Consider the following 24,813-nt stretch of genomic DNA (forward strand, 5'->3'; position numbering starts at 1 on the left):
GAAAAATCCGGCTGCGATCTTAAGAATCGTGACATGGCCGTAACGGCATCGCTAGCACAGGCATACAAGCGACGCGCAAACCAGGCGCGGCTAACGGCCTGTGTTAGCAACCAAATTCATCCAGCTATTTATATTCCATAATATTGATTATGCGTATTTCGACTGCAAGTGCCGGACTGGACTGTCTCACGTGTGCGATTCAAAAATGTCACGCTCCCCGCGTCCATTGGATTGTCGGGTGTTTGAGCATGAGGTGGGTTTTGACGAGCGAACGTGACTTGAATCGGATCGAAGTGCAGCCCTGTTCGATGACGGGTACATCGGCGTCACTACCGCTGCCAACCTGATGTACATGTCCAGGCATCATGCCCATCTTTTGCTCGCCCGGTACCGGTCCGAAGGCCTTGTGGAGATACGGCACTTGGCTCGTGGCCGCTGCCCGAAAAACGCCACCCATCCGGATCGGGGGCTGATCGCTTCTTTATGCCCCTTTAACGCTTGCTATTGCAGTGCTGCGGAGGCCGAAGCCGTCGCGAGCTTCCAATCCTCGATCAAGGTCCCCTCTGTTTTGAGCCTGCTGGCAAGGTAATAGAGGCGCTGCGTGGCCGGTCCGTCCGGTGCAATGGTGAAGCGCTGTTTCAGGTAATAGGGTGGTATTGCCTGCGAATAGAGCGTTGCCGAGACAGTGACGTGTTCGGGGTTAATCCCTTCGGGCAACGCAATGCGGTATTCCAACCGGTCGGACCCGGGAACAAAATCAGGGTCTTTGGCCGCACGGCCTTCCGGCAGCGTCGCTTTCATGAAGGCCGATGTCACTTCGCTGTCGCCGAATTTCTTCTGGAACTCCGATGTCCCCGGAACCAGTGCACCAAGCGGCGTGAGCCGATTGTCCTTTGGATGATAAACGCGGTGCACAAAGCTCGTGGTGAACTCCCGTTCAGCGTTTTGGGTAAGCTCCTCGTAGATCTGCACCTGGGTCTGATCGGTGATAACCCGATAGTGCGGCTGGTAGAGCGCTGTCTCTTTGCCCTCAGGCACGACATCCAGAAACTCGGTCGGCAGCGCAGTGCCGGTATCGTCCACGATGACCCCTGCCCCATTTGTGCAGCCCGAACACCAGAGCGTCTCGCCGTTTTTCCCGACGGCCCGGACTTCAAGGAATGCCCGGCGGAACCCGACACCGGACGGCAGCCGGTGCCCGGTCTTGTTGGTCACGCTCACCTTGGCGACAAGCCCGCCGTAACCTTCCCTCAGATCCAGCGCCACATCCGCCGTTTCCTCGGCGGCCTGCAAGGCCATTGTGTCAATGGAAAGCTGCGCGCCGTTGGTGGCATAGGTCATGGGGTCCGTCCGACTCAGCCCCATTTCGGCCCGGAACTGCCGGAGCATCTCGACAAGGAAGACGTTGAGCCCGACATAGTTATGCCGCCGATAGTCTTCTCGGAATGGCACGTCGATTTCCTTCTGCGGCAGCCGGTTCGCCACATCCGGCAGCGTCGTATCCTGGATCGCGGCGATCTGCGTGGTGATCGAAGGTACCGAGAGGCTGCCGTCAACGCTCCTGAAGTCCGATTTCATGTGGCATTGCTGACACGTTTTCTTCGTCGCATCTTCGCTGTAGATGCTGTTGACCCATTCCAGATAAGTCGCCTGCTCCACCGAATGCTGAAACTCCGTCAGCGCCTTCGGGAAGGTCACCCCGAATTCGGCCTTCAGGTACTCCGAACCGTTTCGGGCTGCCTGGTTGAAGACCGCCTGGTCCGCCGCGGTATAACCTTCCAGCGGCTCATCCTTGTCGGCATCGACATTGGGCAGATTGATCGTGTGGCAGGCCCCGCAAAGCTCACTATCCTTGATGTAGCCGTCACGAACCGGCGCAATGCCCATGGCACTCTTCATCGGTTTTTGCCGAACATTGTCATATGGCCCGATCAGGCGGTCGGCACCGGTCAGGCGGAAAACACCGGTCGTTCCGTTCATCAGATAGGTATCAAGCTTGTTGTAGTGCGGCTGGCCTTCTGCCCGTTCAGGCGGCGCGATATGGTGGCAAACGGCACAGGAAATGCCTTCACGCGCAAGGCTGCCGTACTGGTTATAGGCGTAGGTTCCGTCTGCTTTCTGCTTTTCTTCCTCCGCCTTTGTCAGTGGTGCGTGCAAGAGTGTGTAGTCCACCTTGAATTCGTTCGGATCGAGCCCCGCGTGCGGGTTTGCATGAGCGTCGATCTGAAGCTGCCTCTGCCCCATGGCACCGTGACAGGACAGACACGTCGTGCCGAGGTTGGAAGTCAGCTCCCCAGCCCCGGCGGCTTCCAGCAGCGCGAATTCGCTTTCAAGCTGCGCGAAGAAAATGGGATCGCGTCCCGCCAGCCCCATCGGTGACCAGCGCCATTCGCCATATTCCGAAATGTTGTAGCCGTCACCGTAATTCGGGCCGGTCTGCAGGAACATCGTAGTGCCATAGGGCGGACCACCCAGACCGCCATGGCAACCGATGCAATTGTCGGACGTGAGGAAGTGCTGCGGGCCGCCCGGACGGGATGGAACATGATCCAGCCATTCACTCGGCAACGTTTGCACCTTGTTTGCAGGCACGGCGATGCCACCGGTCGGCGGAAACATCTTTGCAAAGTCGGGGTTGATGTCCGTGGGCGAAGGAGCGGCCTTGGCGTTGGACCGGTCAAACGCGTCGTCGTTATGAAAGAAATCCTGGATCAGAGCTGTCGCGCTCTTTCCCTCTGCCGGACGTTGTACTTTTGGCAGATTGAACGGCCCTGAAGGGAAACCCTCTATGTTCCGCCAGCTTTCGTCCACGCGGAATGTCAGCGGTTCGCCCGTATAACCTTGAATGTTTTCAAGTGCAGAGAAGGTGAGCTCCGCCGCCGAAGACGCATGGCAGCGCATGCACATGCCGTCGCCGGCCTGGCCTGAGGGCGGAGAAAACGGCGGTTTGAAACTGTCTACCTCGGCGGATTGTTCAACCGACGCGAAGAACCAGCCTCCGTGAGACACCGCGCTGTCCTTGACCATCACGGTCCAGCTGAGCCTCCCGGTCTTGCGCAGGAAATCCAGCATTTCGCCTTCCACCCGTTCCGGATCTCCGGGATGAAGGGACGCCAGCATATCGCGGTATTCGACGTAACGCGCCGCTGGAGGTGTTGCCATTTCCTTGATGATCATAGCTCCGTCGGGAATGGTTCCCTTTCGCTCGCCTTCAAGCCAGGTGACCACCCCGGGCGAATAATAGATCCGCACCGCCGGATGAACGCCATAGGATGTGCCAAGCACGAAAGGACCGGTATCGCGCCAGCTCTTGTCGCGTATCCAGCCTTCCTTTGCGTAAGTGCGATTTGCAACAAAGGGGTAGAGTTGTGCCTGGTATTCAAGCAAAGGCAATTCTGAGGGAAGCGGCATCGATGCCGTGTCCGACTGCGCCAGCGAGAAGCTCACAGATAGGAGAAGCAGGAAGACGGCGGCACAGGAACGAAACAACGGCTTACCCCTCCAAGGCTGACGAAGGGGAAGTATGTCCGCTCTGGTTGTGTCTTGCAAGAAGACCAATCCGGGGAAAGGTCTGATAAGGAAAGGCAATTATCTCCCCCCTCAGCAGCAAGATGTTTCAGGTGGATACGCCTTGAAGCCGAATTGCCACGCTACCTGGAATACTTTCCGGAAATGTCAGGGCATTTGATGAGGGAAAGCAGGTCGCACGGCTAGGCGCGTCGAGCAGCGCGATGCGATGCATCCGGAAAGCGGTGGAACGCTGCAAAACCACGGCGCGTCTCCCAACATGCCAGCAGACGAAACAGCTCCGGTCAGATGCTTCAGCTTTTAAGGAGCGTACTCCAGGTGCGGTTTTCAATTTCACTAACTTTGAATTCTGTCCTTTCCCGAGCGACCTGAACTTTTATATTTTTCCCCCTAGCACCTGCTCCGAAGGAAAGCCGCGACTTCGGCAGCATTTTCTGCCGGGTTTTCAACCGGTGAAAACACTTTTCGAACGCGTCCATCTTCGATGACAAGCGTAATTCGGCTCAGTAGCGTCATGCCGCCCGCCTCAAATCGAGGAAGCCCAAGCGCATCGGCAAACGCCAGTTGTTCATCAGACAGAATCGAAAACGGCAAGGACAGACGTTCCACGACTTCCTTCTGATAGTCGGTATCCTGGGTAGACAGTCCGAAAACGCGTCTGGCACCGGCCAGGAGGATTGCGTCGTGATGTTCCGCAAAACCTCTCGACTGTGGTGTACAGCCCCGCGCTCCCGGAATCTGGTCCCACCCCTCGATAGGTGGCTCGTTCGGCGGACTGGTGCGCGGGAAGGCGTATAGGACAGTTGTTCCCTCCAACCTGGCCAGATCTATTTCGTTGCCATCCGTTGCCTGCAACGAAAGATCGGGAACAGATTTCCCGGTCAAAGCCAAGGCAATGTGATCCTGGGTCAAATACGTTCTCCTGCAATGTTTCGAAGAAGTAACATGCAGCCTCTGTTGAGACAGGGCAATCATTCGGAATTTCCGGGAGGACCAAAACCCACGATTGAAATGCGGCATGGACCATTGGGATCGCTGTGCATCTTTACATAACGCATGGTAAGTTTTACCAATAAAAGATGTTACAAGTCATACCCAAGGGCAATACGTTAATATTTGTTAGTTTAAATGGATTGTTTACTTCACCACCAAGTGAAAGTACCGGTAAGTTAATCGTTTGCTATACTTTTCTTGCGACAGTGCTTTCTGTTGGAGGAAAAGATGGCTGCTCAAAATATTCCCAACGCTCTCGAGGCAAAGCTCTACGAGGCGATCGACCAATTCTCGGCACTCAACGGTTTCGCCGGCCCAAAAGGCCAGGACACAACCGGTGGTGACGCTGAAACGGCGGAATTGGGAGCAGCCGCGGTTCGCGGCGATGGGGCCCAATCGGATATTACGTCCATCTCCAGCAGCGCTTCGCCGCGAGCAGCTGAAGTTTCTCACGGGTCATCCGAGGACACGGTCACCTCCGCTCCTGAGGCCGCCGGCGTATCACAGCCGTTCACGGTGACGCCTGCAGACCTTCGCGGCTCCTCAAACGAAATAGCCGAAAATGCACATGCAGACGGCACTGCCGGATATTCGGAAGCCGAGAGTTCGGGAATAACCGGTGGGCATACTGGTATCGGCGCCACATTTTCAGCCCCCTCCTCCTCTTCCGCCCTTGAAACTGCTGTTGCGACCGGCAAGTCCGACGAAACAACCGGTTCGGGCAACAACTCCGGCGGCGACCCTACAAGTGGAGGCGGAGACGACATTCCCCCCGGAAGTGAAGGTTCTGACGGCGACACCGACCTGACTGTCGACGTGGTCGCGGACGTGCCGGTCCTGGATGACGTCGTGGCGGATATCGATGTCTCCCTTGATCCCGTTGAAAACCTGCTCAATACGGACATTGATGCCGATCTGGATCTCGTCGCCGACTTGCAAGCGGCGGTCGACGGCGTCGCGGACACATTGACGGATACCATTGACGGCGTGCTTGGAGACACCGCCGGCTCACTGCTGGATGTTTTGCTTGGCGGCGGCACCGGCCAAGACGGCGACACCGATCTGACCGTGGACGCGATCGCGGATATTCCGCTGGTTGGAGATGTCGTGGCCGACCTGGACGTCACCCTCGACCCTGTCGAAGACCTGCTCGATACGGACATCGACGTGGATGTGGATGTCGTGGCCGATCTTCAGACGACTGTGGAAGACGTCACGGACACTCTGACCGATACAGTCGACGACACGCTCGGCGACGCCGGATCCCTGCTGGATCCGCTTCTGGGTGGAGGCGACAGCACGTCCGAGGACGGTGACACGGATCTGACGGTGGACCTACTCGCTGATGCCCCCCTGATTGACGACACCGTTGCCGACGTCGACGTCACGCTCGATCCGGTTGAAGATCTTCTCGGCACTGATATCGATGCTGACGTCGATGCCGTCGTGGATCTGGACACATCCCTGGACAGTACGACGGAAACCTTGACGGGCAGCGTTGACGAAACGCTGGACACCGCCGACACCCTATTGTCCGACACAACGGACACAATCGTCGAAACCACAGATACGATCACCGATGCCGTAACCGAGGCTTCCGGCTCCCTGCTAGATCCTCTCCTGAGCGCGGATGACAGCACGCCCCAGGAAGGCGACACGGATCTTACGGTCGATGCAATCGCGGACACCCCGCTCGTGGAAGAAACGGTCGTCGATGCCGACGTGACCTATGACCCCGTGGAGGAGTTGCTTGGTACGGACATCGACATTGATGTCGACGCGACTACGGATGCCGACACACTGCTGACCGACACCACGGACACGCTCACCGATGTCAGCCTCGACGCCAGCCTCTCATCCACAGACGACCAGACGACATCGGGCGACACCTCCGCATCCTTGACCAGCGGTGACACGACTACGGACACCGACACAACGCTCACCGACACAACGCTCACCGACACGGTCGATGATCTGTTGAGCGCCGATACAAGCCTGGATTCCACCTTGACCGACACCACGGACCTCCTGAGTAGCGGCGATGAAATCGTGCTCGATGAAACCGTGGACGATACGTTGACCGATCAGACGCAAATCGACAGCCTCCTGGGCGATACCACAAGCTCGGTTGAAGACACGTCCCTGACTGCAGACACGGAAAGCGGCCTCCTCGACAGCGCTGATACGGTCAGCGACGGCAACGTTACTCTTGATGAACTCAGCCTGCTGGACAGCGGCGACACAACGAGTGACACGGGAACTCTCACCGATGACGGCTCGCTGACAACCGACAGCACGATCGACAGCACCACCGACACGCTTGGAGACCTGGGCGGTTCGCTGCTTGGAGGAGGAGGTCTGCTGGGCTGATACCAGCAAGGAAATACGGGGGACAGATCCAAACCGGAAGCAAATGTGTGGGGTAGCTTGATGGATCTTGGAAAAGGGTCATTCAACAAGGTAAGGAACGCCGACGCACCCGTTGGCGATCTCCTTATCATGACCGTGGCCCTGAATATTCTGGGCCTCACTGTTCCGATCGCCGCACAGTTGGTATTCAACCGGATTCTGCCAAACCCCCACTCCGCGACACTACCTGTCATCGTTGCAGGTGGTGCCGTTCTGGCCGGCCTGGAAGCCTGCCTCAGGTTTTGCAGGTCTTATACCCTTTACAACGGAATCGGCGTGCGTTCGGCCGCTCTGACCACCCGTCTGTTCAGCCAGCTTGTACGCAGTGGTTTCGAACCGGGCGAGCGAGGATCGGCGCGAAGCCTCGACTATTTCACACGGATTTCGCAAGTTGCTGAAAAATCGAGTGGCCAGACACTGGTCGCCATGCTCGAACTCATGTTCCTGCCGATCATACTTCTGCTGATCTTGTATATTTCCCCTGTTTCCGGCGTCCTCGTCACCCTTTGCCTGGCGGCAGGCGTCTGGTTCACCCTGCAACAGGCGACAAGGCTGCAAAGAACATCCAACCGTCTGAACAGGAAGACGGAACGCCGTTACCGCTTTCTCCTGTCCGTACTCGGGTCCATTCATCCGCTGAAGGCGCTTGCAATCGAGGACTATATTCAACGGCGCTACGAGGCCATCCAGGCCGACATAGCCCGCACCAGCCTTACCGCCTCCAACGCCGCCAGCAAGCTGATGAACGGCACCGTCCTGATCAACCAGGTGATCCTCGGCGTATCCCTCGCCTACGGCGCTTATTCGGCCTCAAACGGCAACATGACCCTCGGCGCGGTCGCGGCGATCATTCTGCTCGGCGGCCGACTTGTCGGCCCGATGCAGCGCGCCGTATTCATTTTGATCCAGTCCCGCGACATGTGCGAAGCCGAAACCACACTCTCAGAAGCCTTCGCCCTGACGCCGCGCCGCGCACTGGAGCTGAAGGTGGGCAGGGCCGAAATGGATGGCGAAGGCCGTCTGGATATCGAAGACCTGGAGTTCATTTCCCAGCATGGAAACGAACAGGCCCACTACGGCCCCATGAGCCTGCACCTTTCACCCGGAGAAACCATCGCCATTTCCGGGGCCGGAGAAGTCGCGCAAACCAAGTTTCTGCACTGCCTCGCCGGGATCAGCGACCCCATGGAAGGCCGGGTACTGATCAACGGGGCCGATATCAGCATGGTTGACCAGCAGCTCCTCAACAGGTGCGTCGCTTATGTCCCGCCTCAGGCGCGGATGTTCAAGGGTACCATCCGGGACAATATCACCCGCTTCGGCGAAGTGTCACTCGACGAGGCCATGCTGGTGGCCGGCATGATGTCCTTGAACGGCCCGCTTTCCGAGCTCCCCCGCGGGGTCGATACTCCGCTGACTGGAGAACTGAACGAAAATATTCCCGCCGGGCTCTGCCAGCAGCTCGCCATCTTGAGGGCATTGGCCCTGCGCCCCAGAATTCTGCTGCTGCACAACATCGACCGGGGGCTCGACCGGCAGGGATATGACCGCCTGCAACGTTTCCTCGGCCGCCTTCAGGGACAGGTCACGCTCATGATCGTGTCCGACGACCTCAATCTGACAAGCGGCGCTCAACGCAGCCTGATCCTGACCCAGCACGGATTTTCCGCAGATATGTCGCGGACCGAACGTCAGATTTCAGCATACAGGAGCCTGAGACTGTGATGGACGCACGCACGCTCCAGGCCCGGCTTCGACGGGAAATGGCTGGTGGCCCTTCTTCCGGGGCGCAGACGAGCCCGACCAAGCGTCATGCAACGTTTCGCCAGGGCATTGATGCCGTGGCGAAAGTGATCGCCACCTATAACAACGATATGGAGGCGAGCCGCCTTTTCAGCGCGCTGACCTTGAGTTCCGGCCGTGACTTTCCATTGAAAAAAGCCTTGGGTGCCATTCCGATCTCGCGTCTTGACGGCAAGGCGGATAGCTTGTTGTCGGCCATGGCTAATCTCGGTTTTCTCGTGACGAGCAGAACCCCCGCCTGGCTTGCGAAAACGGAAAAGCAACTGCCGGTGCTAGTGTGCGGAAAACGGGGCCTCGCTGCTCTGGTTCCAAGCGACGACAACTGGCTCGCGATCACCCCTCGTGGCAACGTTCGGTCCGTCTCCCGAGAGGAACTGGCGGACCTGGACGCGCAGGTGTGGAGCTTCGAGTTCGACAGTGACCACAATCCGGTTTCGGCGACCTCCCGGGGTCACACCGGACACTCATGGGTGCGTGCGATTTTCTCCCGTTTCAAGGGTGTTATGCGGTCTCTCCTGATCGTCAGTGCCCTGCTTTCTCTGACAAGCATCGCCATGCCGCTCTTCATTGCCGCCTTTTTCGGTCAAGTGATCGGCCTTGGCGATCTGGCGAGAATGCCGGACCTGATCCTCGGACTGGCCCTTCTCACGCTACTGGATGCCTATTTCCTTCAGCGCCGTGCCGAAATCATCTCATATGCGGCCAACCGGCTCGAATTTCTGATCAGCACTTCTGCCTTCTGGAAAATCCTGCAGGTTTCCCCTGCCCTGTCCGAACGCGCCCTGCCAACGGGACAGGCTGCCAGGCTGCGGTCCTTCGAAAGCGTCCGGGATTTTATCACCGGCCCGGCTTTTGCGTCCGTAATCGACTTGCCCGTATCGATCACCGGACTGCTGCTTGTCGGTCTGCTTGCGCCTCAGATCATCATCATTCCCCTTGTCGCCGTCGCATGTTTTGCAACCATATTCCTGCTGTCACTCAGAAAATCCAGTGTCCTGACCAGCATTGCGGCCGACGCCGCGACGGAAAGCCAGCGGCTTGCCATCGAGACCCTGGAAAAGCTTCAGACCATCCGGGACAACGGCCTGCAAGGCGCATGGGCAAAACGTATTGGTGTTGCGGCCAAGCGCGAACAACGCTCACAAATGAACCTGCGTCTGGTGGGCCTGAGGGCCGAACTGGCCTCGACATTCACCTTCACGGTTTCGATCATCGGGGTTCTTGCAGGCGGTGCGCATCTTGTCTGGAGCGGTGAGATTGGAGGATCGGTTCTTCTGGCAATAACGATCCTGACGCTCAGGTCCCTGCTCCCTTTCCATACAATCTGCCTGACTGTGCAGAGATTTGAACAAATCCGCCGGAACCTGAAGCAGACGAACTCGCTGATGGATCTTGCCGCGGAGAGCGAGGAAGACCGTGAGAGCCACCATATTGCACCAGTCAGGGGCCGTCTCAGCCTGGTCAACGTGGGTTTCAAGGCCTCCGACACGCGGCCGGTTTTCGTTGGTCTGGATATGGAGATCAGGCCGGGTGAGACGATCGGCATTCATGGCGCCAATGGCACGGGCAAATCCACCATATTGAAACTGATCCTCGGAATGCAGAACGTGCCCCTTGGAACGATCCGCCTTGACGGAGTCGATCTGCGCCAATTGCCACTTACGGAACTGCGCCGGCGTATCTCCTACGTCCCGCAAAGACCGCGCCTCTTTCCCGGGACCGTGCGCCAGAACCTTGCGTTCGCCAATCCGATGGCAACTGAAGACCAGATGCGTCACATTCTGGAAAGGGTCTCGCTGTCACAGACGATTGCGGAACTGCCGGACGGTCTGGATCAACCCATTCATGCCAGGATCGAGGCGAATTTCAACAACGACTTCCGTTACAGGTTTGCCTTTGCGCAGGCGCTGCTGGTCAACAGCCGGCTGGTGCTGATCGATGAATTGCCCAATTCGCTGATGAACGGAGAAACAGGTCTGCTCCTGCAGCGTTTGCTGCGGGAAATGCATGGCAAAAGGACGGTCCTTTTTGTCAGTCACCGCTCCGATTTCCTCGCCGAGGCGGACAGGATCATCGCCCTGCGCTACGGCAAAATCCCGATCGTTTCAAAACCGGACGGCAAAATGGTGAGGTCTGCATGATAGGGGTTCTCCGGCTCTACCGAAAAATGGTCCGCGCAAACTTCCCTTCCGGCCTCGTCCTGGCCGACGATGTGGGGCGTCCAGCCCTTGTCGAGGAACGTATTCCGGCAAGATACGCAAGACTGGTCGGCCGGGCGGCGGCTTCCGCGGTTTTCGTTGCCATTGCCTGGGCAGCCTTCGCCTCGATCGATGAAGTTTCCGTCGCAACAGGCGCGCTGATCCCCCAGGATTTCGAACAAACCCTGCAGCACCTGGAAGGCGGCATCGTTCAGGACATTCATGTCCGCGAGGGTGACGTAATCGAAAAGGACACGATCCTCCTAACTCTCCGCGACGCCTCGACCCTGGAGGACGGCGAAACGCTGGAACGTCAGCGAATGGACCTGAAAGGCCAACTGGAAACCCAGCGGGCCCTCGCCGACCAGCGGGATCCGGACTTCAGCTTCATTTCAAACAACTTCGCCATGGAGCGCATCAACAACCTGAATGCCTACAACGCCGCCATGTTCTCCCTTATGGCGCAACGGCGGGAATTCGACAGCCAGATCAGTGAAGCCCGTTTCTCGCTCGACGCGGTCCGGGCGCAACTCACCGGTGCGCGGGAAGAACAGAGCCACGCCATCAAGGAAGAACAGCGCTACAGAAAGTTGTTTACCAAGGGTGTGGTGACGGAGGTTCAATACGCTGAAAAGCGGCGCCTTCGGCTGAGAGCAGATGCCGAACTGGCAGCCCTGCTCGGACGGGAGGGCGCCGCAATCGCCCGCAGTGAAGAAGTGGAACACCAGAAAGCCAGTTTCGAGGCGGCGCAAAAGGCCGTGATTGCCCAACGCGTCCTGGAAATCGAAGCCGCCCTGACGGCCCTTGAAGGGACGATCCGCAAGAAGAATGGCCGCAGGCAGCGCCTGAGCGTCAAGGCCCCCATACGCGGTGTCGTGAAATCCCTTCAGGTGAAGGGCGCCGGCGCCGTGGTTGAGCCGGGAGAAGACCTTGCCGTCATCGTTCCTCTCGACAAGCCGCTTCTGGCGGAAACCAAAGTCCCCGCCCGTCAGGTCGGATATCTCAAAACCGGCCAGACGGCACATGTAAAGGTGAGCGCTTTCGACTACACCAGGTATGGCTGGCTTGACGGGCATATAAAAAGTATTTCGCCGTCCTCTTTCCAGTCCACGGACGGCCGCTCCTACTATCTGGTCCGGCTACAACTCGAAAACCAGCGTTTGAAAAAGGCACCGGGGGCGCTGCTTTTGCCCGGCATGGAGGTAACGGCAGACATCATCACAGGGCAAAAGACCGCCCTTCAGTATCTTCTGACCCCCTTGCAGCGCACGCTCACGTCTGCCTTTGGGGAGAGGTGACGCCATGACTTTCCAACCAATTACAGGCATGAACATTCCCCGGGAATGCGCTGAGAGAAAACGGGTTCTTCTGGTTGAAGACGACCGTGTGGCGGCAACTGTTCTGGAATCAGAACTGGAGAGGCTGGGATATGCGGTCGAACTGGCGGAAAACGGCGCCGAAGCCTATACCCTGATCCGCGAAAACCCGGCCCGTGCCGACGTGATCATCACGGACCGGATGATGCCGGTCATGGACGGCCTTGCACTGACCCGGCGCATCAAGGCCGATCCCGACACGGCAGACCTTCCAGTCATCCTGCTGACCGGCGCGACCGAGACCGGAGACATCAGTGCCGGTCTGGAGGCTGGTGCCTTCTACTATATAACCAAACCGGCGCAACGCGACCTCGTCAGATCGGTGCTCATTTCCGCCGTTCGGGAATCTGCCCGCCGAAAGGCCGTAAAGAACAGGCTCGACAATCACCAAATCGCCTTCGAAAACATTGACGTGCTGAAAATGTCGTTACGCAGGCCGGATGAAGTGGAACCGGTTGCGAGCCTGCTGGCCAGCATCCACCGGCACCCCGAAAAGATCATCCAGGGTATTTTCGAACTGCTTCAGAATGCCGTCGAACACGGTGTCCTGCGTTTCGGCTTCAATGAAAAGGCCCGCCTTCTTGCGGAAGGGACATGGGACAAGGCCCTGAGGGACCGCGCAAGTCTTCCCGAATATGCGTCCGGCCGTGTCGAGGCCACAATGCTTCGGCGGACAAACGGCCTCGTCCTGACGGTGGAAGACAATGGCCCCGGGTTCAATTGGCGTCCCTACCTGGCAGCCGATCCCTCTCGCGCGCTCGGACAGAGCGGACGCGGTATCGTGCGCGCCAGGGCCTTCGTCTTCGACAAACTCGTCTACAGCGAAACCGGCAACAAGGTCACCGCCGCCTGCCTGACGGAAAAGAGCTACAAATGGTAAGACCAGTCCATCGCACACGGAACCTGATCCGCCATTTGAAGAGAAATCCGCATCTCGCGGCGATATGCCTGGTATTTTGCGTTGCCGTTTTGCTGGAAATCGCTCTTGCGTCGAGCATTATCGACGAAAACAGAAAACACTACCAAAGCGACCTGTCCGGTTTCCTGCAATCAGTCAATTCCGACGTTTCGGCAGTCGTCATCGGCGTCAAGGACCTGACGGTAAAACTGCTCTCTGAAGAAGAACGGGAAGCCGAACAGGATTTCGGAAAATACCGAAAGATTCCGCCATTCATCAAAGACATCGGGCACCTCTTCAGCGACGACTTGCAATCACGACATTCGCTGCTTGCATCGGAAATCGCCTTTGGAGCCGAGGCCCATTCCTACGCCCGGTTTGTGGGAAGGCTTGCCTCCGAACCGGGCAACCTCCTCCTGTTTGCCAAGTCCGACTTCCCGGAACTCTTTCGGAACCTTCACAAGGAATACATCGTCGTTGCACAGGCCGTTCCGGTCAGCAGGGAATGGGGCCTGAGACTGAGCAGGGAAAACACGGAACGCCATCTGATCACGTACGCGGTCATGGATCTGAACGCAGCTATCAGGGCCGCCGAAAAGAAGCTGAAGCATACCAGCATAGAGGAAATAAGGTACTCCCTGAACGCAACCACGTTTGACGTCAAGAACAGAAGGCGTGACGACATCGTTCCACTTTTCCTGAAAGGTGACACAGAAACTTTCTCGATCCCTCTCAGCTCCAATGCATCGCTCGGCTTTTCGGTCCGGGAATACGACGGCAACATGCTGGTTCATCTGTACTTCGTGCTGGGCTTCGCACTCCTCATCTTCGTCACGAGCGTATTTCTCGCTCATGTCAGGCGATCGGCCCGCAAGCTTCGCCAGGAGCAGGTCAGGGCGATGAAGGAGGCCGTGCGCGCCAACAATGTCAAATCCGAATTCCTGGCGACCATGAGCCATGAAATCCGGACGCCCTTGAACGGCATCCTCGGCCTTGCGGAGGTCCTGAACCGTTCCGAACTGACGCCTGTTCAAAAACGTTACACGCGCCAGATCATGTCGTCGGGCTCCATGTTGCTCGGGATTCTCAACGACGTCCTGGACATGTCCAAGCTGGAAAGCGGCAAGATGGACATATCGCCAGAGCGCATCAACCTGCACACCCAACTGCTCGAGATCGCAAGCTTCTACTATCCGAATGCCCGCAAGAAGCAGATCGACCTGCATGTCAACGTGGATCATTCAGTTCCCGAATATACCGAACTCGATCCGATGCGCCTGCGCCAGGTGATTGGCAACCTTCTGTCGAACGCGATCAAATTCACCACCAAGGGCGAGGTGATCCTTTCGGCAAGGTTCGTTTATTCGGACACCTGCCCCTCCCCGGCGAACGGCTGGCTTCTTGTCGATGTAAAGGACACCGGCATAGGCATGGAGCAGAAGGAAATCGACAAGCTCTTTCAACGGTTCGTTCAGGCCAATTCCAGCATGTCGCGCAAGTTCGGCGGCACCGGACTGGGCTTGTCCATCAGCAACCTGATTGCCAAGGCTATGGGCGGAAACATTCTCGTGCAAAGCACCCGCGGCATCGGTTCGACATTCATTCTCCGTCTGCCGATCGAAAGCGGCGATACAGCTTTCATTCCCTACGAGGGCAACGACCGCATTGCCGTACTGACCACTTCAGCTACGAACGAGCGCCTGCTCCGGGCGGCATTCGCTCCACTGGGACTTGAAGTGACCGTTTTTGATTATGACGAAAACACGCTTAAGCAGGTGTTTGAAGATGCTGACGCAAACGGGCCGTTCCGGGTAGTGATGTTCGACGAAGAACACGACGTCCAGCGTGCAATTGACGACTGGCAGGCACTCAAGAAGCATTTTGGCGCGTCGATATCGTCCGTTGTTGTCGGCGACAAGCAACTCAGCAAGAATTACGCTCACTTCGACCGCGCGATCATCAAGCCCTTCCTCCCCTTGCGTCTTGCGGAAACGGTGGTCGAATTGATTTCTGGCGAAGACAGGAACGTAACGCTGATAGAACCTTCAGCTACCGCCAACCCGCTCCACAACGCATTTGCCGGGTGCCGGATGCTGGCGATCGACGACAATCAGGTCAACCTGCTTGTCGTGGAAGAAATGTTCAGCGACTACGGATTTGTCATCGACACAGTCAACGACGGGCAGAAGGCTCTGGCGAGGATTGAAACCAAACCGTACGACATCGTGCTGATGGATTGCCAGATGCCGGTTATGGACGGGTACGAGGCCACGCGCCGCATGCGCAAGATGATGGCGGAAGGCACCACTTCCAGGTGTCCGATTGTCGCGATCACAGCAAACGCGCTGAAGGGCGATCGTGAAAAATGTATCTCCGCCGGCATGGACGACTTCCTGGCAAAGCCGATGCAAGACGACGCGATCCGCCAGATGTTTGAAAGATTGCTGGAAAATCCGGAGTTCAGGGCCTGCCTTGCGCCCAAGACAAAGCTGCGAAAAACCGCTGACGTTCTTAGACTTCCGGCAACCACGCCATTGACGGCTGTCGAGGAGCAAACGACTGCGGAAAACAGTGCCTCACAAGATGCAGCGCCATCTGCGGGAATCGAGGCGCAGGACGGTAAGGACCGGGGGCCGCTGATGGATCTGCACGTTTTCCAGCGAACCCGCCGGTCCATGAAGAAATTCGACACGCTTGTTTCTTTCTACCGTGCCGATACGCGCAACTACCTCGCCGCGCTTGAAGAGGCCATTGACAGCGGTCGTCTGGACGAAGGTGTCCTGCCCGCGCATACGCTCAAGAGTTCAAGCAATATTCTTGGAGCCACCGGGCTTGCCACGCTTGCCGAAGCCATGGAGCGGCGTCTCAGAAGCGATGAAAAGGGATCGCCGGAAGAACTGAAAGCACAGCTCGACAAGATGAACGACGTCTGCACGGCAACCTTGACGCAAATCGACCGCTTGATGTGCGAAACGCCCCGAAATGACGAAGAACCGGTTTCCGCAGTTTCTTAGGAGCCGGTCTCGAACCATCAGGTGGCGGAGTTTCGTCCGATTGCAGTCAACCTGCCCGTTTCAGGCGGAGCGGCGCGATGGCCTGACCGCTTTCCTTTTTCGCCTGAACCGGTTTATCTGCCGCTTTGGCGTCCCTGGCAGGCAAAGCGGGGAGCTTGACGGGTGACGACACGGCAATGTGGCCGGTACTTCCTGTCGTCAAGCTCTCCAGGGCTCCGGTCACCGCGGCCCCGCCCCCGATGGCAACCTGCAGACTGACGTAATCCTTGCCAAGTTGCCGAAGGCTATCAGCGAGAGCCAATCGCCCTTCGGAGAGTGATCTTTCCGACGCGAGCACATCGAGAATGATACCCGTTCCACCGCGATAGCTTTCACGGGCGAGCTTGCTTGCCTTCGCATAGGAACTCACGACTTGCCGGTAAGCCTGCACCTGTTGCTGACTGCGCCTGACCGCGGCAAGGGCTGTTTCCACCTCTTCGACCGCCTTCAAAACCGATTGCCGCCAGACAAGATACTGCCCGCGCGTGTCCGCCTTGGCGATGTCGACATTTGCCCTGAGCCTGCCTCCGTCAAGGATCGGCGCCAGCAACGAGGGACCGAATGCCCAGACAGCCGCGCTTACGGGGTTTCCTGTCGCGAGTATGGTCGAGGCATCGATGTTTCCGGTAAGCGACAATGCAGGATAAAGTTGCGCCTGCGCTACGCCGATTTCCGCCGCGGCGGCTGTGAGCAAGAATTCCTCCCGCCGGACATCGGGCCGGTTGCGCAGAAGGTCTGCCGGCACGCCTGCGGTCAGGACCGAAGCCTTGCCCGATGGTTGTGGCTGATGACGTTTCTTCGACAGCGAATTGACAAAACCTGTTGCCGGCTGGTCCAGCAGGGTCGCGATCCGGTGAGCTGCCGCATCGGCCCCTTTGTAAAAGAGGGGAAGTTCCGCCCTGGCCGCATCCACCAGCGCCTGGGCCTGCGCCACATCAAGATTGGTGGCAATCCCGGCTGTCCTCATGTCGCGCGTCAGTTCGAGGGTCTTGCGATATGAAGCGATGTTCTGGTTCGCGACGAACAATGCCTGCCGGAAATATTGCAGGTCGATGTAACTTGCCGTCAGATCCGCCAGATAGGCGAGCCGGACGACTTGCACATTGGCAGCCGCCGCGGCCTGCCTGGCCGCAGCCGCCTTCCGTTCGTTTGCATAACGGCCGAAAAGATCGATCCCCAGATTGAACGTCAGCGATCCGGTCCCGCGCGTTCCAAGGTCATGACTTCCGGCAGCATGGCTGCCGTAGCCGGAGTACCCTCCCTCCACCGACAACTGGGGACGGGCGTCCGCCCCGGCACGTCGTAAGGACGCATTCGCGGCCGCAAGCCGCTGATAGGCTTGCCGGATATCCAAATTCGTGCTGAGTCCACGATCGATCAACCCATTTAGCTGCGCATCGCCAAAAGTCAGCCACCAGCGGGACTGCGACGGCAGGTCACCATGTGAGGATCCTTTTGCGGAAGAATAGGCAAGAGGCAGAGCGATTTCCGGTGGCGGCGTCGAGACACTGTTACAACCGGCCAGAAGGGCGCCCCCCACGGCAAGTCCGGCAAAACATTTCAAGAACGCCCTGGGCAACATCCCAAAATCCGACCAGATTTAAGTATCTGTTATCCATAAACGGCGGCCATTAATTTAAAATTAAACATGAATTACAGAGACATAGGCATTTTTTACCATGCCTCCTTTTACGGAAGGCATGTTCCGGCTCTTGCCGCACCCTCACGCCGTCCCGCACCGGGGCTGGTGCCCTGCACCAGCACCGGTTTAAGGAGGGCCTGGTCCGTCGGTCAGTCGTCGTGCCGTCCGCCGCGGCCCCGGAGCTTCTTGATCTGACCCCGTTGCTTTTTCGAATCCAGCCTGCGGCGCTTCGAGCCGAGTGTCGGCTTGGTTGCCTTGCGGGGCTTGGGTTTTTCTGTCGCTTTCCGCAGCAGCTCCAGAAGCCGTTGCAGCGCGTCGTCCCGGTTGCGCTCCCGCGTCCGATGTCGATCGGCCTGCAGAATGATTTCGCCGCTCAGTGTCAAGCGGCTGCCGGCAAGCCTGGCAGCGCGCGCCTTGACGTCCTGAGGCAGGGTCGTGTTTCCCGCCAGATTGAAACGAAGCTGAACGGCGGTAGAAACCTTGTTGACGTTCTGCCCGCCCGGCCCGGACGCCCTGATGAAATCCTCCGAAAGGTCGTCCCTCAGAATGAAAATTCTGTCTGTCACCGGAATCCGGGCGTTGCTTTTGCCTTCTGACGGATCGTCCGTCATGTTGCCGCTTCTTCCTCCGGCTCCCATTCAAGGCCGACACCATTCAGGATCAATGCCGTTACGGATTGCACGGTTGCCTTGTGAAAGTCAGGATCGCTGAGATCCTTTCCTGTCAGCGCCTTTATCTGAACGGAAAAATCGGCGTAATGCTGGGTGGTTGCCCAAATCGTGAAAATCAGATGGACGGGATCGACGCGCTTCATCTTGCCGGCGGCGATCCAGTCCTCGATCACCTGGCTCTTTTCCTCCACCAGCCGCTTCAGGTCGGTCTGCAAGATAGGCAGGATTTGTGGCGCGCCCTGCATCACCTCGTTCGCGAACAGGCGCGAAGCCTCCGGGAACCTTGCGGACATATCAATCTTCTGCCGGATGTAATCCGCCAGTTCATGCGCAGGCTCACCCGCCGGATCAAGCGTCTTCAGGGGCGCCAGCCAGACTTCCAGAATATGGGCCAGCGTCGCGTTGTAGATCGCTTCCTTGGACGAAAAATAATAGAGCAGGTTCGACTTCGACATGCCGGCTTCAGCTGCAATCCGCTCCACCGTCGCACCGGAAAAACCCTTCTGGGAAAATTCACCCAAGGCGGCATCAAGAATCAGAGACCGATTTTTTTCCTGAATTCTGCTGAGGCCACCCGCCTTTGACCCCGCAGTCGTCTGACCGCTGAAACCTGTCATCAATAAGTCCATCCCGGCCCGCAGGCCGCCTCTCGTAACAGTTCCCGAGGGCAATTTCGGCTTGATTCCAGCCGTTTTTCGCCTCTGGTTTCGTCAAGCGCAATGGAATGACCAGAAATTAGCCATATCGACCGGATTTGCATCTTGACCATTTGGTCAAATCCCTCCTAGGGTAAATTGACCAGATGGTCAGAAGGCTAGACGATCGCATTGGGCCCCGCAATGGGGAACTCTTGATGGATCGCCCGGTTGTGATCATCATGAAACATATACCGGTGACAAACCGGAAACGGCCCTGGGGCCAACCAGAGACATTCGCACTTTGAAAAGAGGCAAAAGCCCGTTCAAGGTGTTACGGGAACAGTTTGGGGAGAGGACCAAAGCTGGCAGATCTGCCTTTAACCGGCGGACAAGCAGCCATGCCTCTTCTCGTGAATTGCCAACAGCCGGCCCTGAGTGACGACGGGCCGCGAGGAGGACGTATGTCAGCAACGGCGTCATCAGCAGCATCGGGCCAGGCTGCCACCAACAATCTCGAAGCCTTCTGGATGCCGTTTACGGCCAACCGCCAGTTCAAGCAGGCGCCGCGCATGTTCGTGTCTGCCAAGGACATGCACTACCAGACCGCGGACGGGCGTCAGATCCTTGACGGAACGGCGGGCCTGTGGTGCTGCAACGCCGGTCACTCCCGACCCAGAATAGTCGAAGCGGTTCAAAAACAGGTCGCCGAACTGGATTACGCCCCTGCGTTCCAGATGGGTCATCCCAAGGCGTTCGAACTGGCCGCTCGTCTGGCCGCCATGATGCCCTCCCCGCTGGACCATGTCTTCTTCACCAATTCCGGTTCGGAAAGCGTCGACACGGCATTGAAAATCGCGCTCGCCTATCAGCGCGCAATCGGCCAGGGCACCCGCACCCGCCTGATCGGCCGCGAGCGCGGTTATCATGGGGTCGGCTTCGGTGGCATCTCCGTCGGCGGCATTGTTGCCAATCGGCGCACCTTCGGCACCATGCTGACCGGTGTCGATCACATGCGCCACACCCACGACCCGGAGCGCAATGCCTTTTCGCGCGGTGTGCCGGAAAACGGTGCCGAATATGCCGAAGACCTGATCCGCATCATCCAGTTGCACGATCCGTCCACGATCGCAGCTGTAATCGTCGAACCGGTTGCCGGCTCCACCGGCGTTCTCATTCCGCCGAAAGGCTATCTGGAACGCCTGCGCGAGATCTGCACCCAGAACGGAATTCTCCTGATCTTCGACGAAGTCATCACCGGCTTTGGCCGTCTCGGTTCGCCCTTTGCGACAGACTTCTTCGGTGTCACTCCGGATCTCGTCACAACCGCCAAGGGCCTGACCTCGGGCGTAGTGCCGATGGGCGCCGTGTTCTGCACGTCCGACATCTACAATGCCTTCATGACCGGTCCGGAACACATGATCGAGTTGTTCCACGGCTATACCTACTCGGCCCACCCGATTGCCTGCGCTGCGGCGCTCGCAACCCTCGACACCTATGACGAGGAAGGCCTCATGACCCGTGCCGCCGACGTTGCGCAGCACTGGGAAGACGGCCTGCATGCGCTTAAAGACTGTCCGCATGTCATCGACATCCGCAACCTCGGGCTGATCGGTGCGATCGAACTGGAAGGGATTGCGGGCGAGCCGACCAAACGCGCGTTCTCCGCGTTCCTGAAGGCCTATGACGACGGTCTCCTGATCCGCACCACCGGCGACATCATCGCCCTGTCACCACCGCTCATCATCTCCAAGGCCCAGATAGACGAGCTCTTTGAAAAGCTCAGAACCGTCTTGAACACAATAGACTAATTATCTGAAATAGAACGATTTTACAGGAGAAAGCACATGGCAGCTCCGGGCGAAAACCTCAGGATCAACGCGGACCGTCTTTGGGACAGTCTGATGGAAATGGCCAAGATCGGTCCAGGCATCGCCGGCGGCAACAACCGTCAGACCGTCACCGACGAAGACGGTGAAGGCCGCAAGCTCTTCCAGAAATGGTGCGAAGAAGCCGGCATGACCATGGGGCTAGACACCATGGGCAACATGTTCATGACACGTCCGGGCACCGACCCGGACGCACTGCCCGTCTATGTCGGCTCTCACCTCGACACCCAGCCGACCGGCGGCAAATACGACGGCGTTCTTGGCGTACTCGGTGGCCTGGAAGTCGTGCGCACCATGAACGACCTCGGCATCAAGACAAAACGTCCGATCGTGGTCACCAACTGGACCAACGAGGAAGGCACGCGTTTCGCCCCCGCCATGCTCGCCTCCGGCGTTTTTGCCGGCGTGCATGAACAGGACTGGGCCTACGACCGCGAAGACCATGACGGCAAGAAATTCGGCGACGAACTGAAGCGCATCGGCTGGGTTGGCGACGAGGAAGTCGGCGCCCGCAAGGACAAGATGCACGCCATGTTCGAGCTCCACATTGAACAGGGACCGATCCTGGAAGCTGAAGGCAAGGACATCGGCGTCGTCACCCATGGCCAGGGTCTTTCCTGGACACAGGTGACGGTGACCGGCAAGGAAAGCCACACCGGCTCCACGCCGATGCCGATGCGCAAGAATGCCGGCCTCGGCATGGCGCGCATCCTGGAGAAGGTCGACGAGATCGCCTGGTCCCACGCCCCGCACGCGGTCGGTGCCGCCGGTCACATCGAGGTCTTTCCGAACTCGCGCAACGTGATCCCCGGCAAGGCGGTCTTTACGATCGATTTCCGCTCTCCGGACATCGCCGTCATCAAGGACATGGAGGACCGGTTGAGGATCGAGGCACAGAAGATCTGCGACGACATGGGACTGCAGGTCGAATTCGAAAAGGTCGGCGGTTTCGATCCGGTCGAATTCGATCATGGTTGCGTCGAAGCCGTTCGCAATGCCGCCGAACGCCTCGGCTACTCCCACCAGAACATCATTTCCGGTGCCGGTCACGATGCCTGCTGGATCAACAAGGTCGCCCCGACGGCCATGATCATGTGCCCCTGCGTCGACGGCCTTTCCCACAACGAGGCGGAAGAGATCTCAAAGGACTGGGCCAAGGCCGGCGTGGACGTCCTGTTTCACGCCGTCGTGGAGACGGCGGGGATCGTGGAGTAGCGAGTACTTTTTGCAATTGGTCCCGGATCGGGTCCGGGACGGCGAAGTAACAAACTCTATGCCGTCCCGGCCCTGAGCCGGGACTTCACACCAGGGAACTGCAGGAACGATGAACTTGAACGGAAAGGTGATGGCACTGGCCGGCGGTTTGCTCACCGCACCGACGGCGGCCCACGCCTTTTCCGTCGGCGACAGTTGGGACTGGCAGCTTACCGAGCCCGCCGATCTCAACCGCTCGGTCAAAGTCATCGACCTACATCCGGACCTGGTCACGTCAGAGGATCTTGCCACCCTCAAAACAACGGGCATCAAGACGATCTGCTACGTCAGCATCGGTACACTGGAGAGAACGGCAGCGGACCGGAAGGCGTTTCCGGCTGAAGTCATCGGCAAGACCTATGGCGATTGGCCGGACGAGAAGTTTCTCGATGTCCGGCGCTTCGACATTCTGCTGCCGCTGATGAAGGCCCGCTTCGAGAGCTGCAAGGCCATGGGGTTTGACGCCGTTGAACCTGACAACATGGATGTGCACGACAACGACAGCGGTTTTCCTGTAACGGTGGTGCACACGATCGCCTATGTCCGCCTGCTGGCGGCAACGGCTCATGGCCTTGGACTCAAGGTCGGCCAGAAGAACGTACCCGAGTTGACGGAAGAACTGGTTGATACCTTCGACTTCGCCATCGCGGAAAGCTGTTACCAGGACCGGAGCTGCAAGTCCTACATCGCCTATACCGAAGCCGGAAAGCCGGTATTCGATGCAGAATATACCGACCGGCCGATCCATTTCAGCAAGGCCTGCGAGATCGGAAAAAAATACGGAATTTCGATGATCCTGAAGGACCGGGAGCTGACAGCCCCGGCCCTTTGGTGCCCGTGATAGGGTCACACAGACATGCCGGTGCCGGGCACCGGTCAAAGAGACGCAAACAAAGAGGGGACCAACAATGGCCAGCAAAGTGATCAAGGGTGGCACGGTCGTTACCGCCGACCTGACCTACGAAGCCGATGTGAAGATCGAAGGCGGCCGGATCGTCGAGATCGGCCCGAACCTTTCCGGCGACGAAACGCTGGATGCGACCGGCTGTTACCTGATGCCGGGCGGCATCGACCCGCACACTCACCTGGAAATGCCCTTCATGGGCACCTTCTCCTCCGACAACTTCGACAGCGGCACGCGCGCGGCCCTTGCCGGCGGCACCACCATGGTCGTCGACTTTGCCCTGCCCTCGCCCGGCCAGTCGCTGCTGGAAGCCCTGCAGATGTGGGACAACAAGTCGACGATGGCCCATTGCGACTATTCCTTCCACATGGCGATCACCTGGTGGGGTGAGCAGGTCTTCGACGACATGCAGAAGGTCGTGCAGGAAAAGGGCATCAACACCTTCAAGCATTTCATGGCCTACAAGGGCGCGCTGATGGTGAACGATGACGAGATGTTCGCCTCCTTCTCCCGCTGCGCGGAACTCGGCGCCCTGCCGCTGGTTCATGCCGAAAACGGCGACGTCGTGGCCACGTTGCAGCAGAAGCTGCTTGCCGAAGGCAACAACGGGCCGGAAGCGCATGCCTACTCCCGTCCGCCGGAAGTGGAAGGCGAAGCCACCAACCGGGCCATCATGATCGCCGACATGGCCGGCGTGCCGGTCTATATCGTGCACACGTCGTCGGAGCAGGCTCATGAAGCCATCCGCCGCGCCCGGCAGAACGGCATCCGCGCCTATGGCGAGCCGCTGATCCAGCATCTGACGCTGGACGACAGCGAATACAGGAACGCTGACTGGGATCACGCCGCCCGCCGGGTGATGTCACCTCCGTTCCGCGACAAGAAGCACCAGGACAGCCTCTGGGCAGGTCTTGCCTCCGGCTCCCTGCAGGTTGTCGCGACCGACCACTGCGCCTTCACTACCGAACAGAAGCGCACCGGCATCGGCGACTTCACCCAGATCCCGAACGGCACCGGGGGACTGGAGGATCGCATGCCGATGCTGTGGACCCATGGCGTCAACACGGGCCGCCTGACACCGAACGAATTCGTTGCCGTTACTTCAACCAATATTGCAAAGATCCTCAATATCTATCCGAAAAAAGGAGCAATTCTGGTTGGTGCAGATGCCGATATCGTTGTCTGGGACCCGGAAAAGGAAAAGACCATTTCCGCCTCCAGCCAGCAGTCGGCCATCGACTACAACGTGTTCGAGGGCAAGAAGGTCAAGGGCCTGCCGCGATACACGCTCACCCGTGGCCGCGTCGCGGTGGAAGACGGCACGGTTCACCACCAACAGGGCCACGGCGAGTTCGTCGCCCGCAAGCCGTTCCAGGCGGTCAACAAGGCGCTCAGCACGTGGAAGGAACTCACTGCACCGCGTAAGGTGGAACGCACGGGCATTCCGGCCAGCGGCGTATAGGATACAAACTCCCCTCCCTCTTCCAGGGAGGGGAATGATCCGGTGAAACTGTCGAACCAGCCCCGACTCGTATAGCGAGGAACTTGATGACTGCTCTT

At 58.5% G+C, this 24,813-nt stretch carries 15 protein-coding genes; 10 read left to right on the top strand and 5 right to left on the bottom strand.

Annotated features, from left to right (window positions below; all coding sequences use genetic code 11):
* Positions 1–501: 501 nt before the first annotated feature.
* Positions 502–3,411, bottom strand: a complete 2,910-nt coding sequence (locus tag ACQY7U_RS06060; protein WP_428642877.1) for a hypothetical protein — start codon at positions 3,409–3,411, stop codon at positions 502–504.
* Between the two features lie 507 nt (positions 3,412–3,918).
* Positions 3,919–4,503 (bottom strand): peroxiredoxin, encoded by a 585-nt coding sequence (locus ACQY7U_RS06065; protein ID WP_428642878.1) that lies wholly within the window; start codon positions 4,501–4,503, stop codon positions 3,919–3,921.
* A 246-nt stretch (positions 4,504–4,749) separates the two neighbouring features.
* Here ACQY7U_RS06065 and ACQY7U_RS06070 point away from each other — a divergent pair, with 246 nt between their 5' ends.
* From ACQY7U_RS06070 to ACQY7U_RS06095, 6 genes are all read left to right on the top strand, one after another.
* On the top strand, positions 4,750–6,891 hold the full coding sequence (locus tag ACQY7U_RS06070) for a hypothetical protein (protein WP_428642880.1): 2,142 nt from the start codon (positions 4,750–4,752) through the stop codon (positions 6,889–6,891).
* Positions 6,892–7,020: 129 nt separating this feature from the next.
* A complete protein-coding gene (locus ACQY7U_RS06075; protein WP_428642881.1) occupies positions 7,021–8,655 on the top strand; it encodes an ABC transporter transmembrane domain-containing protein in 1,635 nt (544 codons plus the stop codon).
* Complete coding sequence (locus ACQY7U_RS06080) at positions 8,655–10,874, top strand: peptidase domain-containing ABC transporter (RefSeq protein ID WP_428642882.1); 2,220 nt, start codon at positions 8,655–8,657, stop codon at positions 10,872–10,874. The genes ACQY7U_RS06075 and ACQY7U_RS06080 overlap by 1 nt, the downstream gene beginning before the upstream one ends.
* Positions 10,871–12,229, top strand: coding sequence for an HlyD family type I secretion periplasmic adaptor subunit (locus tag ACQY7U_RS06085; RefSeq protein ID WP_428642883.1), 1,359 nt, complete (start codon positions 10,871–10,873; stop codon positions 12,227–12,229). Before ACQY7U_RS06080 ends, ACQY7U_RS06085 begins: the two co-directional genes overlap by 4 nt.
* Positions 12,230–12,233: 4 nt before the next feature.
* Positions 12,234–13,187, top strand: a complete 954-nt coding sequence (locus ACQY7U_RS06090; protein ID WP_428642885.1) for a response regulator — start codon at positions 12,234–12,236, stop codon at positions 13,185–13,187.
* Positions 13,181–16,219: an ATP-binding protein gene (locus ACQY7U_RS06095; RefSeq protein ID WP_428642886.1), complete on the top strand. Its 3,039-nt coding sequence runs from the start codon at positions 13,181–13,183 to the stop codon at positions 16,217–16,219. The genes ACQY7U_RS06090 and ACQY7U_RS06095 overlap by 7 nt, the downstream gene beginning before the upstream one ends.
* Positions 16,220–16,265: 46 nt before the next feature.
* Here ACQY7U_RS06095 and ACQY7U_RS06100 read toward each other — a convergent pair whose 3' ends face one another.
* The 3 genes from ACQY7U_RS06100 to rutR all read right to left on the bottom strand — a co-directional run bounded on the left by ACQY7U_RS06100 (position 16,266) and on the right by rutR (position 19,200).
* A complete protein-coding gene (locus ACQY7U_RS06100; protein ID WP_428642887.1) occupies positions 16,266–17,798 on the bottom strand; it encodes an efflux transporter outer membrane subunit in 1,533 nt (510 codons plus the stop codon).
* 251 nt (positions 17,799–18,049) lie between these two features.
* Positions 18,050–18,511 carry an alternative ribosome rescue aminoacyl-tRNA hydrolase ArfB gene (gene arfB, locus ACQY7U_RS06105; RefSeq protein WP_428642888.1) on the bottom strand — a complete coding sequence of 154 codons (462 nt, stop codon included), beginning with the start codon at positions 18,509–18,511 and terminating at the stop codon, positions 18,050–18,052.
* Complete coding sequence (gene rutR, locus ACQY7U_RS06110; RefSeq protein ID WP_428642889.1) at positions 18,508–19,200, bottom strand: HTH-type transcriptional regulator RutR; 693 nt, start codon at positions 19,198–19,200, stop codon at positions 18,508–18,510. The genes arfB and rutR overlap by 4 nt, the downstream gene beginning before the upstream one ends.
* 470 nt (positions 19,201–19,670) lie before the next feature.
* On the opposite strand from rutR, the gene ACQY7U_RS06115 reads away from it, so the two are divergent.
* The 4 genes from ACQY7U_RS06115 to hydA all read left to right on the top strand — a co-directional run bounded on the left by ACQY7U_RS06115 (position 19,671) and on the right by hydA (position 24,715).
* Entirely contained in the window at positions 19,671–21,017 is a 1,347-nt protein-coding gene (locus ACQY7U_RS06115) for an aspartate aminotransferase family protein (protein WP_428642890.1), read from the top strand.
* A 36-nt stretch (positions 21,018–21,053) separates the two neighbouring features.
* On the top strand, positions 21,054–22,310 hold the full coding sequence (locus ACQY7U_RS06120; protein ID WP_428642891.1) for a Zn-dependent hydrolase: 1,257 nt from the start codon (positions 21,054–21,056) through the stop codon (positions 22,308–22,310).
* A 109-nt stretch (positions 22,311–22,419) separates the two neighbouring features.
* Complete coding sequence (locus ACQY7U_RS06125; RefSeq protein WP_428642892.1) at positions 22,420–23,190, top strand: endo alpha-1,4 polygalactosaminidase; 771 nt, start codon at positions 22,420–22,422, stop codon at positions 23,188–23,190.
* 67 nt (positions 23,191–23,257) lie between these two features.
* Positions 23,258–24,715 (top strand): dihydropyrimidinase, encoded by a 1,458-nt coding sequence (gene hydA / locus ACQY7U_RS06130; RefSeq protein ID WP_428642894.1) that lies wholly within the window; start codon positions 23,258–23,260, stop codon positions 24,713–24,715.
* Positions 24,716–24,813: the final 98 nt, after the last annotated feature.

This window comes from Roseibium sp., assembly GCF_050301095.1.
In the GTDB taxonomy this organism is placed as follows: domain Bacteria; phylum Pseudomonadota; class Alphaproteobacteria; order Rhizobiales; family Stappiaceae; genus Roseibium.